The sequence below is a fragment of the Cryobacterium zhongshanensis genome (assembly GCF_022760445.1).
In the GTDB taxonomy this organism is placed as follows: domain Bacteria; phylum Actinomycetota; class Actinomycetes; order Actinomycetales; family Microbacteriaceae; genus Cryobacterium; species Cryobacterium algoricola.
Map to the genome: position 1 here is coordinate 839,202 of NZ_JALGAR010000001.1, position 17,947 is coordinate 857,148.

A 17,947-nucleotide genomic window follows, 5' to 3' on the forward strand; every position below is an offset into this window, starting at 1 on the left:
TCTCGCGAGTATAGGCAGACTCACAGCCGCTCGATAGGTCCCGTCGCACACCGTCGGGGAGAGGGAGGGAGGGGCGATGTGCGGACATCCGGGAACGAAACTACGATGGGGGTCCAACCGCTCTCCACGTTCACCAGTGAGCGGAGACCAGAAGTGAATGGGTGCGTTTTGTCAATGTCGTCAAAATCCTCGTCCGAATTGTCTACAGAGCAGGCGTCCGCCATGGCGGCGTCCTCTGGGTCCTCGTCCGGCTTCGTCGCCGACTACTACGAGCACCTCGGGGATGATGCCCGAGAGTACGATCCCGCCACGCTGCGTGCCCGGGCGGAGAGCCACTGGCAGGTGGCCCGCACCCGGCCGCCGAAGACCGCGAACGTCGAGATCCGCACCGAAGCCGATCGCAGCATCCTCTACGTCGTCACCGACGACATGCCGTTCCTCGTCGACTCGGTCAACGCCGAGCTGGTCCGCCAGCATGCGGCCATCCACCTCGTCGTGCACCCGCTGCTCATCGTCACCCGCAACAAGGAAACCCACGAGCTCGTCAGAGTCACCCGCATGCCGGTCAACGTGGGCGTCTCGAGCGGTGACACGTCCGCGATGCCCGACATCTCCCACCTGCTCGGCACCGCGGAAGACGCGCCGCACCTCGAGTCGTGGATCGCGATCGAGATCGACCGCGCGAGCGTCGGGGCCAGCGAGCGCCTGGTCGAGGGCATCTCGCGGGTGCTCCGCGACGTGCGGGCCGCGGTGGACGACTGGCGCCCGATGCGCTCGAAGGCCAAGGAGATCGCCGACGCGCTCGGCACCGTGCCGCACGCCGAGGGCATCCCGGACCTGGTGCAGGCCAGGGACCTGCTGCACTGGCTCGACCAGGACAACTTCACCTTCCTCGGCTACCGCGAATACGACCTCGAGTCCATCGACGGCGAGGACGTGCTCAGCATCCGCGACGACAGCGGTCTCGGCCTGTTGCGCAACGTGCAGGACGGGCACGAGATCCAGCACCTGACGGATGCCGGGCGCAGAATGGCCCGCGAACGGCGCGCCCTCGTGATCACCAAGGCCAACTCCCGGTCGAGCGTGCACCGCCCGGCCTACTTCGACTACATCGGCATCAAGAGCTTCGACGCCGACGGCAACGTCAACGGAGAGCAGCGTTTCATCGGCCTCTTCGCCGTGAGCGCGTACACGAGCTCCGTGCGTGACGTCCCGATCCTGCGCGAGAAGATCGATGCCGTGATGAGCGAGGTCGGCTTCCCGCCGGGCTCGCACAGCGACAAGGACCTGCTCGGCATTCTCGAGACCTACCCCCGCGACGAGCTCTTCCAGATCGACGTGCCCACCCTGGTCGCCACGGCCGTCGCCATCCAGCGACTGCAGGAACGCCGGCGGACCCGGCTCTTCCTCCGCCCGGACCTGTTCGGCCGGTTCATGTCCGCCCTCGTCTACTTCCCGCGCGACCGGTACACGACGGCGGTGCGGCTCCGGATCGAGAAGGAACTCACCGATACCTTCGGTGCGGAGTCCCTCGACTTCGAGGCCCGGATGACGGAGTCCACCCTCGCCCGGCTGTTCTACCGGATCCGCCTGCCGAAGACGGCCACGGTCGGAACGGCCGACGACGTCGCGGCAGCGGCCGCGGCGCTCGAGCCCCGCCTGGCCATGGCCGTCCGGTCCTGGGGGGAGGGGATCACCGAGCAACTGCACGACCCCAGGCTCGCTCGCCTCTGGGCCGAGGCCTTCCCGCCGAGCTACCGGGTCGACTACGAAGTCGAGGACGCCCTCGTCGACATCGGCCGATTCGAGGCATACGCTGCGGGCCTGAAGACTGCGGCGGCCCGGGATGCCGCGGCATCCGTGACGGGTTCGCCGCGCCCGAGCGTGCACGTGTACCTCTCGCCGAACGCCGCCGAGCGCCCGGTTGAAGATGCCCGGGTGAAGCTCTACATGATGGAGTCGCAGAGCCTCAGCCAGATCCTGCCGTACTTCCAGAACCTCGGCATCGAGGTGCTCGACGAGGTCCCGTTCGAAATCAAGACCTCCGACGCGCGCGAGTTCTTCCTCTACGACCTCGGCCTCCGCTACCCGGCCGGCGTCGACCCGCTCGGCACGGGCGAACTGCTCGCCGACTCCTTCGGCGCAGCGGTCAGCGGGGCGATCGAGTCCGACGGCCTCGACCGCCTGGTCCTGCGCGAGGGCATGCCCTGGCGCCGCGTCGTCATCCTCCGCAGCTACGCCAAGTACCTGCGCCAGATGGGCAACACCAACTCCTACGACTTCATCGGCGACACCCTGCTCGCCAACCCGATTGTGACGCTCGGGCTCGTGGACCTCTTCGAGGCCCGGTTCGATCCCGCGCGGGACGAGACCGAACGCATCCGTCGCACCGAGGAGGTGCGCGCGCAGCTCGCCGCGGCCATCGAACAGGTCGCCACCCTCGACGCCGACCGGGTGCTGCGGGTGCTGCTGAACCTCATCGAGGCGACGCTGCGCACGAACTACTTCCAGAACAAGCCGTACCTGAGTATCAAGCTCGACCCGAGCCGCATCGAGGCGCTGCCGTCCCCGAAGCCGATGTTCGAGATCTGGGTGTACTCGCCGCGTGTCGAGGGCGTGCACTTGCGCTTCGGCACCGTCGCCCGCGGCGGGCTGCGCTGGTCGGACCGGCGCGAAGACTTCCGCACCGAGGTGCTCGGCCTCGTCAAGGCGCAGACGGTCAAGAACGCGGTGATCGTGCCGACCGGCGCCAAGGGCGGGTTCTTCGCGAAGAAGCTGCCTGACCCCGCGGTCAACCGCGCGGCCTGGCTCGCCGAGGGCATCGACGCCTACAAGACCTTCATCCGCGGCCTCCTCGACCTGACCGACAACCTCGTGCTGACGGATGCCGGTGAGCAGGTCGTTCCGCCGGAGAACGTCGTGCGCCACGACGACAACGACTCCTACCTCGTGGTCGCCGCGGACAAGGGCACCGCTTCGTTCTCCGACATCGCCAATGGCCTCTCCGCCGAATACGGCTTCTGGCTCGGCGATGCGTTCGCCTCCGGCGGCTCGATCGGCTACGACCACAAGGCCATGGGCATCACGGCCCGCGGCGCCTGGGAATCGGTCAAGCGCCACTTCGGTGAGCTCGACCTCGACACCCAGAACGAGGAATTCACCGTCGTCGGGATCGGCGACATGTCCGGCGACGTCTTCGGCAACGGGATGCTGCTCTCCGAGCACGTCAAGCTCGTCGCGGCCTTCGACCACCGGCACGTGTTCCTCGACCCGAAACCCGACCCCGCGGTGTCCTTCGCCGAACGGCGAAGGCTCTTCGAACTGCCCCGGTCCTCCTGGGCGGACTACGATCCGAGCCTGATCAGCGCGGGCGGCGGGGTCTTCCCGCGGCAGGCCAAGGTGGTCCCGATCTCCGCGGAGGTGCGCGCGGTGCTTGGACTGCCGGAGAACGTCACGCACCTGAGCCCGCCGGAACTGCTCCGCGCCATCCTCACGGCACCCGCGGATCTGCTCTACAACGGCGGCATCGGTACGTACGTCAAGGCGAGCACCGAAACCGCGGCGCAGGTCGGCGACAAGGCGAACGACGCCATCCGGGTCGACGGACGGGACCTGCGCGTCAAGGTCGTCGGCGAGGGCGGCAACCTCGGCTTCACCCAGCGCGGCCGCATCGAGGCGGCCCTGGCGGGGGTGGTGCTCAACACGGACGCGATCGACAACTCCGCCGGCGTGGACTGCTCAGACCACGAGGTCAACATCAAGATCTTCGTGGACCGGATGGTCGCGGCCGGCAGGCTCACGCCCGAGGAACGCCCCGAGTTCCTCGCCGCGATGACGGACGAGGTCGGCCGGCTGGTCCTGGAAGACAACGTCGACCAGAACATCCTGCTGCTGAACGACCGGGTCAAGGTCGCGAGCTGGAGCCCGAGCTACGAACGCCTGATGGACTCGCTCGAGGCATCCGGTGACCTGAACCGCGAGCTCGAGGCGCTGCCGACCACCACGGAGTTGCACGAGCGGATCGACCGGGGCCACGGGCTGACCTCGCCCGAGCTGGCGGTGCTCGCCGCATACGCCAAGATCGAGCTCGCGACCGCGCTGCGGGACAGTGACCTCGCGGACGACCCCTGGTTCCGGGGCACCCTCCGCCGGTACTTCCCACGCCAGCTCGCCGAACGCTTCGACGCCGAGCTCGACACGCATCCGCTGCGCCGGGAGATCATCGCCACCGTCGTCGCGAACGACATGATCAACCTCGGGGGAGTGACCTTCGCCTTCCGGGCGATGGAGGAGACCAGCGCGACCCCCGCCGCGATCGCCCGTGCGTTCGTCGCGCTGCGGGAGATCTTCGAGCTCGAGACCATGGTCGCCGAACTCAGTGCCCTGCCGAAGTCGTTCCCGACGGCGCACTGGACGGCGATCCACCTCGACATCCGCCGGCTGCTCGACCGGGCCGTGCGCTGGCAGGTCAACCACGGTGGTTCGCAGTCGGTCGCTGAGGTCGTGGCGCGGTACAAACCGCAGATCGCGCTCGTCCGCGCGCACCTGGGCGACTACGTGCGCGGCGCCGACCAGGCCCGGCTCGGGTCGCTGCTCACCAAGGCGGAGGAGTGGGGCCTGCCCTCCGGCCTCGGTCACCGCTGGACCCAGCTCTTCGAGGCCTTCGCGCTGCTCGACGTCGTGAAGATCGCGGCGCAGTCCGGCGAACAGCTCGGGGATGTCGCTTCCGTCTACTACACGGTCTACGACCGGTTCGGCGTGGACAACCTGCTCGAGCGCATCACCGCGCTGCCGCGCACGGACCGCTGGCAGGCCCTCGCCCGTGCGGCCCTGCGCGACGACCTCTACTCGACGGTCGCCGACATCACCACGGCCGTGCTCGAGGCGACGGATGCGGGAAGTGCGGAGCACCGTCTCCTCGCCTGGGAGGCACTCAACGCCGAAAAGCTCGCCCGCTCACGCAGCGTGTTCGACGAGGTCAACGCCCTCGGCCAGGACGACATGGCGTCGCTTTCGGTGGCGATGCGGCTGCTGCGCTCGATCGTGCGGCGGTAGGCAGGCCGCGGGCGGATGTTGCGGACGACGCGCCTGGCAGCGGGTTCGGTCGAGTACCGGCTCGATGTTCGCGCGTCCCCGGTGATCGTGGTCTTCCACGGCGGGCATCTCCGGGCCGGGATCGCGGTCGGCGAGGAGGTGTTCGCCGCTGCCGGCTACACCGTGCTCGCACCCTCCCGACCTGGCTACGGGCGCACGCCGCTGTCCACCGGGACGACCGTGACCGGATTCGCGGACGTCGTCGGTGACCTGTGCGAGCACCTGGGCATCACCGGGGTGGCGGCCGTCGTCGGCATTTCCGGCGGCGGACCGACCGCCGCGACGTTCGCCGCGCGGCATGCCGGCCTCGTCCACCGGCTGATCCTGATCAGCGCAGTCGGCTGGCTGCCGTACCCGGGCCCGGTCACTCGCCTGGCATCCCGGATCGGTTTCAACGGCGTGACCGGGAGGGTCACCTGGGGCCTGGTCCACGCGCTCGCCCGGTTTGCTCCCTCCGTCTGTCTGCGCGTGATGATGGGAGCGCTGTCCACCCGCCCGGTGGGCGAGGTCCTGGACGGGTTGGACGCGGGTGCCCGCGCCGGACTCCTCGCGCTGTTCCGGCGGATGAGCTCCGGACGCGGGTTTGTCAACGACCTGCGCCCCACCCCCGATATCACCGCCCAGATCGATCAGCCCACCCTCGTGATCGCCACCCGGTCCGACGGCGGAGTGCCCTTCGCGCAGTCCCTCTCGCTCGCCTCAAGCATCCGTTCTGCCGAACTCGTCGAGAGTCACGCAGACAGCCACATGGTCTGGCTCGGTGCTGACTGGCCGGTGGTCGGCGAACGAATCGTCGCCTTCCTCGGGGGCCCTTCCTGAGCAGGCTCTGCTCAGGGCCGCACACCGCGCGGATGCCGCGTCACAACTTCCGCGCCCGGCCACCGGTCTGCCGGGAGGGGTTGCGATTCTGTTCGGCCCGGTCTGCCCGGAACGGCTGCGCTTCTGGCCGGCGTCCGGTCTGCCGGGAGGGGTTGCGCTTCTGCCCGGCCTCGGGTCTGCCGGGAGGGGTTGCGTTTCTGCCCGGCCTCGGGTCTGCCATGAGGGGTCGCGTCTCTGCCCAGCCTCCGGTCTGCCGGGAGGGGTTGCGCTTCTGCCGGCCTACCCGGAGCGGCGATGCCTCTGCCCGGCCTCCGATCTACCGGGTGCGACTGCGCCTCTTCGGAAAGGGGCGGTTTCGCGGAGCCCGCGTGGGCGAGCGGCCTAGAACGGGTTCGGGTTGTCGGGGTCGTCGGGTTCGGGGTCGAGGTTCCAGACGTCGACGGCCGGGGCCGGTGGTTTCGGTGCGGGTTTGGGTGTCCGGGGTGGTCGCATGTCGGCGGAGGGTTCGACGATGTAGCGGTACCCGGCCGGGGAGGTCCATTCGATGCGACCGTCACCGAGGTGCCGGGGTGTCCACCGGGTGTAGCTCTTCACCGCGTGGTGATACGGACAGAGGTGGGCGAGGTTCATCGCGTCCGTCTGCCCGCCGTGCTGCCATTCCACGCTGTGGTCCACGTCGGAGCGTTTGGCGGACCGGCGGCAGCCGGGGAAGGTGCAGGTTTCATCCCGCACCTCCAGCCACTTCTTGAGCGCGGCCGGGACTTTGTAGGTGTCGCGGCCCATCGAGAGCACGACCCCGGTCTCGGGGTGGGTCAGTAGCCGGGTGAAGCTCGGCGCCCCCGCCGCGAGCCGCCGCGCGGTGTCCGGGTCGATCGGCCCGTACCCGGCCAGGTACCCGGGTTCCTCGCTCTTCCCGAGGAGGGTGAGGACGGGGACGGTGACGTTCACCTGCGCGGTCACCCCTGTGCCGGTCCCGTCCGGGGTGACCCCGCCGATCAGGACGTCGGTGAGTACGTCTGCGGCGAGTTGGGTCAGCGTGCGTTCCTCGTCTGGGCGTTGCAGGGTGAGGGCGGTGTCGAGGGTGCGGTGGTAGGCGGCCTGAATCTTCTCGGCGTCGCCGGTCACATACAGGGACGCCATGCTGTCGTTGAGGGCCTGGAATACCAGGTGTCGGTCCTCGACGCTTTTCTGGTGCCGGGCGGTGATGGTTTCCGGGTGGGTGCGTTCCCGGACCCTGCGGGCCCGGTCGGCGAGCTTCGCCACGGTGAGGAACTCCGCATCGGGCACGAGGATGTCCTCGAACACGGCCCGGGCCCGGGCGGCCGCTTCTGGGTCGCCGTCGACGGTGATGCCCCACGCCTGATCCATGATCACCTGCGCGTGCCGGTAACTGATCGCCCCGGTTGCAAGGGCTTCCCGGGTCGCGGGGAGTTCCTCGGCGAGGGTGCGGCTGGCCTCGATCAGGGTCTCCGTCGTGCGCCGCGGCAGCCGGAGCAGGGCGCCGACCTCGCAGGTGAACTCTTCCTTCGTGGCCTCTTCCGGCGACCACGGCGGGCGCCGCCCGCCGGCCTGCACGGCGGCCTCGGCTCGGGCCCGCCCGACGTCGATGAGTACCCGCTGCGCGGCATAGATCGCCGCCGCCCGCTTCGCGGCGGCCCGGTTCATCTCCCGGTCCGCCTCCTTGATCGCGTCATACACCTCGGCCAAGGACGGCTCCACCAGGCCGAGGTGGCGGGCGTTGAGGTAGCTGTCGGGAGGGACGTCAGGAGGCACGTCGGGAGGGACATCGGGAGGGACGTTGGCAGGGGCCCTGGGAGGGGTACCTGGCGGTGGTTCCGCCGTGCAGTCCAGGTGAGATTCTGAGGGTTCTTCAGCTGTCATGGGGGCACTCTACGGACCACCACCGACATTCCACCGGCATCCGCACGCCCCACAGGTGACCTGTGGAAAACCCGGTGAAAGCCTCCTGGCGAACGTCGGCAGCCGTCAATCGTCCAGACAGATCACGTGCGGAAAGATTACCGGGCTCCCCGATGAGCGACTCCAGTCCAGCGGGGCGTCTGGAACGTCGGCTCGCAGCAGCCCCACGTGGCCGCGAAGCGCTCCCAACGTGTCGGCCAGGGCTAGACGAATGACATCCAGGCCTAGACGAGGGACATGATGTCGCGTGCCGCGGTGAGGAGAAGGGGGGCGTACGACTCGAGCTTCGCCTGCGTCACCAAAGGTGCGATTGTGGTGATGCCGATTCCGCCCAGCAGATTGTGCCGGGTGTCGAAAACGGGCGTCGCCATGCAGCGGATGTGCTCCTCGTTCTCCTCATCGTCGATCGAGTAGCCGCGATTGCGTACAAGTTCACCGTCGGCGAGGAGGCGGGTGACGTCCGTGATGGTGTTGTCCGTGCGCCGCGGCAGCCCGGTGTTCACGGCGTACCGCCGCACCTCGCTCTCGGGGAGGTAGGCCAGGACGGCCTTTCCGATCGCGGTCGAGTGCAGCGGGATCTGGGCGCCGACCCGGGACGCCATCCGGATCGGCTGCGCGGTGTCCTCGATCTTCTCGACGTAGGTGGCCCAGTCTCCGGTGCGGAGCGCGAAGTGGATGGTGCTGTGCACGTCCTGCTGCAGGCGCTGCAGCCGGGTGCGCACGCGGTCGGAATCCTCCGTGCTCGCGGTCAGACGTAGTCCGAGGAGTCGCAGCGCGCGTCCCGGTGCGTACGCCCCTTCCGCCGTGCGACTGACGTAGCCGTCGTCCACGAGCTCGGACAGCAGACGGAACACGCTCGTCTTCGAGAGGCCCGTCTCCTTAACCAGGTCGCTCAACCGGTGCGTTTCGCCGGGGTTCGACACGGCTTCGAGCACTCGGAGCAGCTTGCGCGCGGCGCTGTCCTTCGTGGGTTCGCCCGCCTCGTCCGAAGTGTGAGATTCGTCGATCAAAGTCGCTGACATTTTGTCCTCCTGCGGCCAAAGATTGTGCATTGTGCACCATGAAAGGGCGGTTCTGCCCGATGGAACTCAATACGGCAATTCTACCGTGAAAGCAGGTGGAAGGAACCTGTAAGCGAGTGCTAGTGTTTCATCTGACGGACATGCGTTCTGCTGAGCGGAACGGTTACCAGGCTCCGCCACACCTCGCCTCACGTCTCTCGCCTCAAAGAGGAGTACGCATGACAACCCAGGAGCTCGCACAGGGCATCCGTCTGGTGGACGGCCACGGCGGCCTCGCCGCCATCGAAGTCACAACACCCGCGGCATCCGCCCTCATCTACCTGCACGGCGCGCACGTCGCCGACTGGACTCCCGCAGGCGGCAAGCCCGTGCTCTGGATGAGCGCCTTCGGCGTCTTCTCCGAGACCGACCCGCTCCGCGGCGGCGTTCCTCTCTGCTTCCCCTGGTTCGGCCCGAACGGCACGGATGCTTCCGCTCCCAACCACGGCTGGGCGCGCCTCTCCTCGTGGTCGCTCGTCGACTCCCGCACCCTGGACGCCGCGACCGGCGCCGCCGCCACCGAGCTCGTCTTCGAACTGACCCAGGACAGCGTCGGCGTTCCCGCGGGATTCCACCCCTTCACCGCGCGCTACACGGTCACCGTCGGCGCCGAACTCGGCCTCGAGCTGACCATCCGCAACGACGGCGCCACCCCGTTCGCGTTCGAGGAAGCCTTCCACACCTACTTCGCCGTCGGCGACGTCACGACGAGCACCCTCACCGGGCTCGAGACGCTCGGCTACACGGACCGCTCCACCAAGCCGGCCACCGAGGGCTCCTCCCTCCTGCCGCTCGGCTTCACCGGCGACGAAATCGATCGCCTCTACCCGATGCCCGATGCGCTGGAACTCAGCGACCCGGCGAACGACCGCATCCTCCGCGCCGTATCGCAGGGCGCCGCGCAGACGGTCGTCTGGAACGCCGGCCGCATCAAGGCCGCAGCCATCGCCGACTACGGCACCGACGAGTGGACCGAAACCGCCTGTGCAGAGACGTGCAACGTCGGCGCCCACTTCATCACCCTCGATCCCGGAGCGACGTCGACCATGCAGGTCACCGTCACAGCCACTACTACCGAACGGAACACGAAGACCATGCAGAGACTGTCCAAGAGCGTTGTTCCCGCGATCGCGGAACTGCCCACGAAGGCCATCCAGTTCGGCGAGGGCAACTTCCTCCGCGCGTTCGTCGACTGGCAGCTGCAGCAGATGAACAACCAGGGCCTCTTCAACGGCGGCGTGAAGATCGTCCAGCCCATCGAAGGCGGCCGCGTCGCCTCCCTCGAGGAGCAGGACAACCTCTACACGGTTCTCCTCGAAGGCCTGCAGGACGGCAAGGACGTGCAGAGCCACGAGGTCATCACCGTGGTCACCGGAACCGTCAACCCGTACGTCGACAACCAGAAGTACCTGGACCTCGCCAACGACGACAACATCGAGTTCATCTTCTCCAACACGACCGAGGCCGGCATCGCGTTCGACGACCGTGACCGTTTGGACGACAAGCCCCAGCACAGCTTCCCCGGCAAGCTCACCGCTCTCCTCTTCGAGCGCTTCTCGCTCGGTAAGAAGGGCTTCCAGATCATCCCGTGCGAGCTCATCGAGCACAACGGCGACAAGCTCAAGGAATCCGTCCTCGCGACCGCCGCGCTCTGGGAACTCGACGCCGCGTTCGTCCAGTGGGTCAACACCGACAACACCTTCTACTCCAGCCTCGTCGACCGGATCGTTCCCGGCTACCCGGCCGACCGCGCCGCCGAGCTCGCCGAGGAATTCGGCTACGACGACCAGTCGATCGTCAAGGCCGAGCCGTTCCTGCTCTGGGTCATCGAAGGACCGCAGTCGCTGACCGAGTCCCTTCCGCTCGCGAAGGCCGGCCTCAACGTGACCGTCACCGACGACATGACGCCGTACCGCGAACGCAAGGTGTTCCTGCTGAACGCCCCGCACACCACGATGGCCTCGATCGCTCGCCTCGCCGGCGTCGAGACCGTGCGCGACGTGATGATCGACCCCGAGTTCTCCCAGTTCGTGAACGCGGAAATGTACGAAGAGATCATCCCGGTCATCGACCTGCCGCACGACGAACTCGCCGCATACGCCGAGTCCGTCAAGGAACGCTTCGAGAACCGTTTCATGCACCACGAGCTCGCCTCGATCGCCCTCAACAGCATCTCGAAGTACAAGTCCCGTCTGCTGCCGATCCTGGTCAACTTCCACGAGAAGGTCGGCACCTTCCCGCCCCGCGTCACCCTGGCCCTGTCCGCACTGCTGCTCACCTACAGCGGCGACGCGAATGTCACCGTCGTCCCCGTCGACAGCGACGAGGTGCTCGCCACCTTCCACGCCGCATACACGACGGCCACCACGACCGGCAGCAACGTGACGGCCGACTACGTCGAAGCGATCCTCGGCGACGACTCGCTCTGGGGCCGCGACCTCACCGAACTCCCCGGCCTCGTCGCCGAGGTCACCACCGGCCTCGACAACCTGCGCACGCTCGGCGCCCGCGCGACCATCGCGCTCCTGGCCTGATCGGCTGAATCACCCCCACCACTGCTTCACACACAACAACGACTGCACGGAACAAAGGACTGTTTCTGATGTTTTTGAATGACGATTTCCTGCTCACCACGCCGATGGCGAAGAAGCTCTTCCACAATCACGCGAAGAACATGCCGATTGTCGACTACCACTGCCACCTGAGCCCTCAGGAGATCCTCGACGACGGCAACTTCGCGACGATCACCGAAGCCTGGCTCGGCGGCGACCACTACAAGTGGCGCCTGATGCGCACCAACGGGGTCCCCGAGCGCCTCATCACCGGAGACGGCGCCGACTTCGACAAGTTCTACGCCTGGGCAGGCACCCTCGAAAAGGCGCTCGGCAACCCGCTCTACGTCTGGGCGCACCTCGAACTCAAGCGCTTCTTCGGCATCGACACCGTGATCAGCCGCGAGACCGCCCGCGAGATCTACGACGCGGCCAACCTGCTGCTCGCCACCCCGGAGTTTTCCCGCCGCAAGCTGATCACGCACATGAACGTCAAGGTCGTCGTCACGACGGACGACCCCGCCGACGATCTGCACGTCCACGAGCTGCTCAAGACTGAGAGCGCGTTCAAGGTGCTCCCGGCGTTCCGTCCGGACAAGACCCTGAACATCGACCAGGCCGGCTACGCGGCGTACATCGCCACGCTCGGCACCGCGGCGGGCGTCACCATCACCGCGTTCGCGGACATCGTCGAGGCCCTCACCAAGCGCGTCGACTTCTTCCACACCATGGGCGGACGCCTGTCCGACCACGCCCTCGACATTGTCGTCTACGAAGAGGCCACCCCGGCCGAACTCGACACGATCGTCACGACCGCCCTCGCCGGCGGCACCCTGACCGCGACCGAGATCGCGCAGTACCGCACGGCTCTGCTCAAGGCCCTGATGCGCATCTACAGCGCCAAGGACTGGACGATGCAGTACCACATCCACGCCCTGCGCAACATCAACGACCCGGGCTTCGCCCGCATGGGCGCCGACACCGGCTACGACGCGATCAACGACCGCAACATCGCCGAGCCCCTCGCCAAGCTCTTCAACGCGATGGAATCCGAGGATGCGGTTCCCCGCACGATCATCTTCTCGCTCAACCCGAACGACTACCTGCCGCTGATCACCCTGATGGCCTCGTACCAGAAGGATGTCGTCCAGAAGCTCCAGCTCGGCAACGCCTGGTGGCACAACGACACCCGCAACGGCATGCGCCTGCAGCTGTCGACCTTCGCGGAGGAGAGCCTGCTCTCCAATTTCGTCGGCATGCTCACGGACTCCCGCAGCTTCCTCTCCTACCCGCGCCACGAGTACTTCCGCCGCATCCTCTGCGAACTGATCGGCGAATGGGTCGAACTCGGCGAAGTCCCCGACGACGAGGCCATCCTCGGCCGGATGGTCGAAGACATCTCGTTCAACAACGCGAACACCTACTTCGGGTTCTAGCCCGTTCGGCTCCGGCGCTTACCCGCTCGAAGCATCCACCCGCACAGTACTTCTGCACGAACGCACGAACGCACGAACGCACGAACGCACGAACGCACGAAAGCACGAAACAGCACGACCAGCACGACCCCATTAAATCCAGCACATAGGAGTGAATCCGCATTATGAGTACAACCACAAAGGGCCTGCCCGGCGCCATGGGGGCCACCGGACCAGAAGGCTCTGCCGGCGTCACCGTTATTGAACGCATCTCCCGCAAAGAGAAGGTCGCCTATGGCTTCGGCGACTTCGGTAACGGCTTCATGTTCGACCTCGGACAGTCGTACCTGACCAAGTTCTGGATCGACACCGCCGGCATCGCGCCCGCTGTAGTCGCGCTTATCTTTACGCTCAGCAAACTGTTCGATGCCTGCATGGACCCGCTCGCGGCCGCATTCATCGACAGCCGCCGCTTCGGCAAGCGCGGAAAATTCCGTCCCGTCATGATGGTCTCCTCCATCGTGCTCGCCGTTATGACCGTCGTCACCTTCACCATGCCCGACGTGGAAATGGGCTGGAAGATCGCCTTCGCCGCCGGCACGTACGCGGTGTGGGGCATCATCTACTCCTTCACCAACGACCCGTACGGCTCCCTCGCCTCGGTGATGACCCGCGACATCAAGGACCGCGCTGAGCTCGCGACCAGCCGCCAGGCCGGTTCGCTCGGCGCCCAGTGGATCTGTGGCTTCGCGTTCATCCCGATCATGATGATGTTCGGTGGCATGACCGCCCAGAACTACATGTTCGCAGCGATGATCATGGCCATCATCGGCGTCGTCTCCTTCTACATCTGCTACCGCGGTACCAAGGAGCGCGTCTACGTCAACCGTGCCGTCGGCTTCGACAAGAACGGCGTGAAGGACTACGCCAAGGCGATCTTCACCAACAAGCCGCTCCTCGCCCTCGTTCTCATGACGCTCTTCACCATCTCCTCGATGAACGTCAACAACATGATGATGATCTTCTTCGCCCAGTACAACCTCGGCAACATCGCCCTCCAGGCCGTCCTCAACCTCGTCATGATCGGTGCCTCGATCGTGGGCATCATGTTCATCCCGAAGATGGTGGCCAAGTGGGGCAAGAAGAAGACGGCCATGGCCGGATTCATCATCTCCATCGTCGCCAACGGCCTCAACTTCGTCATCCCGACCAACCTGTGGACGTTCATGATCCTCGTCACCATCGGTTACGCCGCGCTGGCGATCCCGAACGGTGTCACCTGGGCCTTCGTCTCCGACACGATCGACTACGGAGAATGGCACACCGGTGTCCGCAAGGAAACAATGACCTACGCCGCATTCAACTTCTCCCGCAAGGTCGCCCAGTCCCTCGCCGCTCTCGTCGGCGCCGGAATGCTCGCGATCACCGGTTACGTCGTCAAGGCCACGACCCAGTCCACCGAGACGCTCGCCGGTATCAAGGCCGTCATGACGATCTACCCCGCCATCGCGCTCACCATCGCCGCCGTCATCATCTACTTCCTCTACAGCCTGAGCGACGAGAAGTACCACGCCATCGCCATCGACCTCGAAGAGGGTCGCTGGGAACACGGCATCATCGGCGAAGAGGCCCCCGCGGCCACCAAGGCGTAGTCACCCGTCGGCAGCGAACCACCCCGACCGCTTTCATCAGCACCCCAGAGAGAAAGATCTCATGAGCCACATCAACAGCATTGCGACAGGCACATCCGTGCTCGTCATGGCGGAGGGCGACGACGTCGCTGTCGCCCTCAGGGACCTCGTTCCCGGAGAAGCCATCACCCTGGGGGACAGCGTTCTGAATGTGGTCGGGGCCGTGCCCAGCGGCCACAAGATCGCACTCGGATCGGTTGCGGTCGGGGACAAGGTTCACAAGTACGGCCAGTCGATCGGCACCGCGACGGCGCCGATCGTGCGTGGCGAACACGTGCACAGCCAGAACCTCGGTATGGACCTCGGTGCCCGCGTGCACGAGTTCGGTACCGTGCACACCGAGCTGCCCGCACCGACGGTACGTCGCACCTTCGACGGCTACCGTCGGGCGGACGGCCGCGCCGGCACCCGCAACTACATCGCGATCCTCACGACGGTCAACTGCTCCGGCACGACCGCCAAGCTGATCGCGGACCGCTTCCGCGGCGACCTGCTCGACCGCTTCCCGCACGTCGACGGCGTCATCGCCCTGACCCACCAGAGCGGCTGCGGCCTGGTCCTCGAGAGCGAGGGCGCGCAGATGCTCGTCCGCACCCTCAACGGCTACGCGGCCCACCCGAACATCGCCGGCGTGCTCGTCCTCAGCCTCGGCTGCGAAATGACCCCGGCCGACGTCATTCTCGGCCAGGGCGAGCTCCCGGCAGACACCCTCCTCACGACCCTCTCCATCCAGGAGACGGGCGGCATGCGCGCCACCGTCGCGGCCGGCGTCGAGGCGATCCTCGAGATGGCGGAAAAGCTCGACGAACGCCGCCGCGAGCCCATCGACATCTCGGAACTCGTCCTCGGTCTCAACTGCGGCGGCTCCGACGGCTACTCGGGCATCACCGCGAACCCGGCCCTCGGCTGGGCGTCCGATGTCCTCGTGGCCAACGGCGCGACATCCGTGCTCGCCGAGACGCCGGAGATCTACGGCGCAGAGCACCTGCTCACCGCCCGCGCCACCTCCCGCGAGGTCGGCCTCAAGCTGATCGACCGGATCAACTGGTGGGAGAAGTACATCGTCACCGGGGGCGGCACGATGGACAACAACCCTTCACCCGGCAACAAGGCCGGCGGCATCACCACCATCCTGGAGAAGTCGCTCGGCGCCGTCGCGAAGGCCGGCCGCGCCGACCTCGCAGCGGTCTACGAATACGCCGAACCGATGAGCGTGCGTGGCCTCGGCTTCATGGACACCCCCGGCTACGACCCGGTGTCCGTCACCGGCCTCGTCGCCGGTGGCGCGACGGTCGTCGTCTTCACGACCGGCCGCGGCTCGGTCTTCGGCTGCAAGCCGACCCCGAGCATCAAGGTCGGCACCAACACCGCGCTGTTCGTGCGCCAGGGTGACGACGTCGACATCAACGCCGGACGGATCGCCGATGGCACCGCCCGCGTCGAAGAGGTCGGCGCCGAGATCCTCGACATGATCATCGCCGTCGCCTCCGGCAAGCAGACCACGAGCGAAGAGTTCAATGTCGGCCAGGAAGAGTTCGTGCCGTGGCACATCGGGGCCGTGACCTGATGACGGACGAGCAGGCGGGCGCCCAGGCGCTGCAGGACGAGCCGGGCAACCCGGTCGGCTCCGGCGTCGCGCAGGGTGACCCGCAGGTGGTCTGCTTCGGCGAGACCATGGGCATGTTCACCCCGACCTCGACGACCTCGCTCGACATCGCAGAGGGCTTCCACCTCGGCGTCGGCGGTGCGGAGTCCAACGTGGCGGCGCACCTCGCCGAGCTCGGCCACCACGTGGCCTGGGCCGGCAATGTCGGCCAGGACCCGATCGGCACCAAGGTCATTTCGACGCTCGACTGCGGGGGAGTGGACACCCGCTGGGTGAACCGCACCACGGCCAGCCCGACCGGACTGTACCTCAAGGAGCCGGACACCGGCTCCGGCGCGCACGTCTTCTACTATCGTGCGGGCTCCGCCGCCTCCGAACTGGGCGTGGCGGATGTCGCGGGCTGGCCCCTCCAGTCCGCCCACCTGATCCACACGAGCGGCATCACGCCCGCGCTGTCGCCGAGTTGCTCCGCCCTGGTGGAACACGTGCTCGACCACGCGGCCGAGTGGGGCACCTCGGTGTCGTTCGACGTCAACTACCGGTCCAAGCTCTGGCCCGTGAGCGTTGCAGGACCCCGGCTGCGGGAGCTCGCCGCCAAGGCGACGGTCGTCCTCGTCGGGCTCGACGAAGCCGCCACCATCTGGGGCTGCGTCACGTCCGGAGACGTGCGGGCCCTGCTGCCCGACGTGCCGTACCTCATCGTCAAGGACGGGGCCGTCGACGCGACGGAGTACGCCCTCCTCCCCGATGGCACCCGCCGCACGACGGTCGTTCCCGCCCGCAAGGTCGAGGTCGTCGAGCCGGTCGGGGCAGGCGACGCCTTCGCTGCCGGCTACCTGTCCGCACTCCTGAACGGGGAGTCCTCCGAAGTCCGGCTGACTCACGGCCACGCGCTCGCAGCCTGGGCGCTCGGCAGCCGGGAGGACTTCCGGCCCGGTCACGGACTGTTCGCCGCAACGCCGGAAGCCGGCGCCGAACCCCGGACCACTGTCGGGATCGACTCCGACACCCACGACTCACAATCCGATCGAACCGATCTTAGGAGACTGTCCGCATGACCAGCACAACCGCCCTTCCCACCGCTGAGTGGTTCCCCGGAGACTTCTTCCGGGTCCCCGTCCTCGCCGTTCTGCGTGGCCTCTCGCTGACCGAATCCGTGCGCCTCTCCGAGCGCGCCTGGGATGCCGGCGTCCAGCATGTAGAGATTCCGATCCAGACCGCCGACGCGGTTCCCGTCCTGAAGGCCGTCGCAGAAGCGGCTGCCGAGCGCGGCCTCGTCGTCGGCGCCGGCACCGTCACCAACCTCGAGCAGCTCGACGCTGCCGAAAAGGTCGGCGTTGCCTTCACCGTGTCCCCGGGCTTCAGCCCGGTGATCGTCGCGGAGAGCGTTCGCCGCGGCATCCCGCACCTTCCGGGGGTGGCCACCGCGACCGAGATCCTCCAGGCTCGTGCGCTCGGCCTCCGCTGGGTCAAGGTCTTCCCGGCCTCGATCCTCGGCCCGAACTGGGCGAAGTCCATGAAGGGCCCGTACCCCGACATGAACTTCATCGCCACCGGCGGAGTCACCGCGCTCAACGCGCCCGACTTCCTCTCCTCCGGAGTCAGTGTCGTCGGCCTGAGTTCCTCCTTCGGGGACGACGCCCAGCTCGAGCTCGTGCGCGGCATCATCGCCGCCAGCGCAGCATCCGCTCTGACGGGTGCCGGCCGGAAGTAAGACTCAGCAAGACCGAGTCGCACAAAGACTGCGGCGTCCAGGACGTGCTTCGGCCCCTGGGCGCCGCGTTTGCGC

At 67.3% G+C, this 17,947-nt stretch carries 10 protein-coding genes; 8 read left to right on the forward strand and 2 right to left on the reverse strand.

Annotated features, from left to right (window positions below; all coding sequences use genetic code 11):
• Positions 1-222 precede the first annotated feature (222 nt).
• Complete coding sequence (locus MQH31_RS03915; protein WP_243010990.1) at positions 223-5,055, forward strand: NAD-glutamate dehydrogenase; 4,833 nt, start codon at positions 223-225, stop codon at positions 5,053-5,055.
• A gap of 15 nt (positions 5,056-5,070) precedes the next feature.
• Positions 5,071-5,913 carry an alpha/beta fold hydrolase gene (locus MQH31_RS03920; RefSeq protein WP_243010991.1) on the forward strand — a complete coding sequence of 281 codons (843 nt, stop codon included), beginning with the start codon at positions 5,071-5,073 and terminating at the stop codon, positions 5,911-5,913.
• Between the two features lie 381 nt (positions 5,914-6,294).
• Here the strand turns inward: MQH31_RS03920 and MQH31_RS03925 are convergent, their stop codons facing one another.
• Both MQH31_RS03925 and MQH31_RS03930 read right to left on the reverse strand, forming a co-directional pair.
• Positions 6,295-7,794 (reverse strand): HNH endonuclease signature motif containing protein, encoded by a 1,500-nt coding sequence (locus tag MQH31_RS03925; protein ID WP_243010992.1) that lies wholly within the window; start codon positions 7,792-7,794, stop codon positions 6,295-6,297.
• A 263-nt stretch (positions 7,795-8,057) separates the two neighbouring features.
• Positions 8,058-8,855: an IclR family transcriptional regulator gene (locus MQH31_RS03930; protein ID WP_166792539.1), complete on the reverse strand. Its 798-nt coding sequence runs from the start codon at positions 8,853-8,855 to the stop codon at positions 8,058-8,060.
• A 218-nt stretch (positions 8,856-9,073) separates the two neighbouring features.
• On the opposite strand from MQH31_RS03930, the gene MQH31_RS03935 reads away from it, so the two are divergent.
• The 6 genes from MQH31_RS03935 to MQH31_RS03960 all read left to right on the forward strand — a co-directional run bounded on the left by MQH31_RS03935 (position 9,074) and on the right by MQH31_RS03960 (position 17,872).
• Positions 9,074-11,428 carry a tagaturonate reductase gene (locus MQH31_RS03935; protein WP_243010993.1) on the forward strand — a complete coding sequence of 785 codons (2,355 nt, stop codon included), beginning with the start codon at positions 9,074-9,076 and terminating at the stop codon, positions 11,426-11,428.
• A 68-nt stretch (positions 11,429-11,496) separates the two neighbouring features.
• On the forward strand, positions 11,497-12,882 hold the full coding sequence (gene uxaC / locus MQH31_RS03940) for a glucuronate isomerase (protein WP_243010994.1): 1,386 nt from the start codon (positions 11,497-11,499) through the stop codon (positions 12,880-12,882).
• Positions 12,883-13,046: 164 nt separating this feature from the next.
• Complete coding sequence (locus MQH31_RS03945; protein ID WP_198415866.1) at positions 13,047-14,513, forward strand: glycoside-pentoside-hexuronide (GPH):cation symporter; 1,467 nt, start codon at positions 13,047-13,049, stop codon at positions 14,511-14,513.
• A gap of 61 nt (positions 14,514-14,574) precedes the next feature.
• Positions 14,575-16,119 carry a UxaA family hydrolase gene (locus MQH31_RS03950; RefSeq protein ID WP_243010995.1) on the forward strand — a complete coding sequence of 515 codons (1,545 nt, stop codon included), beginning with the start codon at positions 14,575-14,577 and terminating at the stop codon, positions 16,117-16,119.
• On the forward strand, positions 16,095-17,216 hold the full coding sequence (locus MQH31_RS03955; protein WP_243010996.1) for a sugar kinase: 1,122 nt from the start codon (positions 16,095-16,097) through the stop codon (positions 17,214-17,216). Before MQH31_RS03950 ends, MQH31_RS03955 begins: the two co-directional genes overlap by 25 nt.
• Complete coding sequence (locus MQH31_RS03960; RefSeq protein WP_243010997.1) at positions 17,213-17,872, forward strand: bifunctional 4-hydroxy-2-oxoglutarate aldolase/2-dehydro-3-deoxy-phosphogluconate aldolase; 660 nt, start codon at positions 17,213-17,215, stop codon at positions 17,870-17,872. Before MQH31_RS03955 ends, MQH31_RS03960 begins: the two co-directional genes overlap by 4 nt.
• Positions 17,873-17,947 lie beyond the last annotated feature (75 nt).

Excerpts from the sequence above, each read along its gene's own strand:
- MQH31_RS03915 (WP_243010990.1), top strand. The coding sequence starts at position 223 with ATGGCGGCGTCCTCTGGGTCCTCGTCCGGCTTCGTCGCCGACTACTAC.
- MQH31_RS03920 (WP_243010991.1), top strand. The coding sequence starts at position 5,071 with ATGTTGCGGACGACGCGCCTGGCAGCGGGTTCGGTCGAGTACCGGCTC.
- MQH31_RS03925 (WP_243010992.1), bottom strand. The coding sequence starts at position 7,794 with ATGACAGCTGAAGAACCCTCAGAATCTCACCTGGACTGCACGGCGGAA.
- MQH31_RS03930 (WP_166792539.1), bottom strand. The coding sequence starts at position 8,855 with ATGTCAGCGACTTTGATCGACGAATCTCACACTTCGGACGAGGCGGGC.
- MQH31_RS03935 (WP_243010993.1), top strand. The coding sequence starts at position 9,074 with ATGACAACCCAGGAGCTCGCACAGGGCATCCGTCTGGTGGACGGCCAC.
- uxaC (WP_243010994.1), top strand. The coding sequence starts at position 11,497 with ATGTTTTTGAATGACGATTTCCTGCTCACCACGCCGATGGCGAAGAAG.
- MQH31_RS03945 (WP_198415866.1), top strand. The coding sequence starts at position 13,047 with ATGAGTACAACCACAAAGGGCCTGCCCGGCGCCATGGGGGCCACCGGA.
- MQH31_RS03950 (WP_243010995.1), top strand. The coding sequence starts at position 14,575 with ATGAGCCACATCAACAGCATTGCGACAGGCACATCCGTGCTCGTCATG.
- MQH31_RS03960 (WP_243010997.1), top strand. The coding sequence starts at position 17,213 with ATGACCAGCACAACCGCCCTTCCCACCGCTGAGTGGTTCCCCGGAGAC.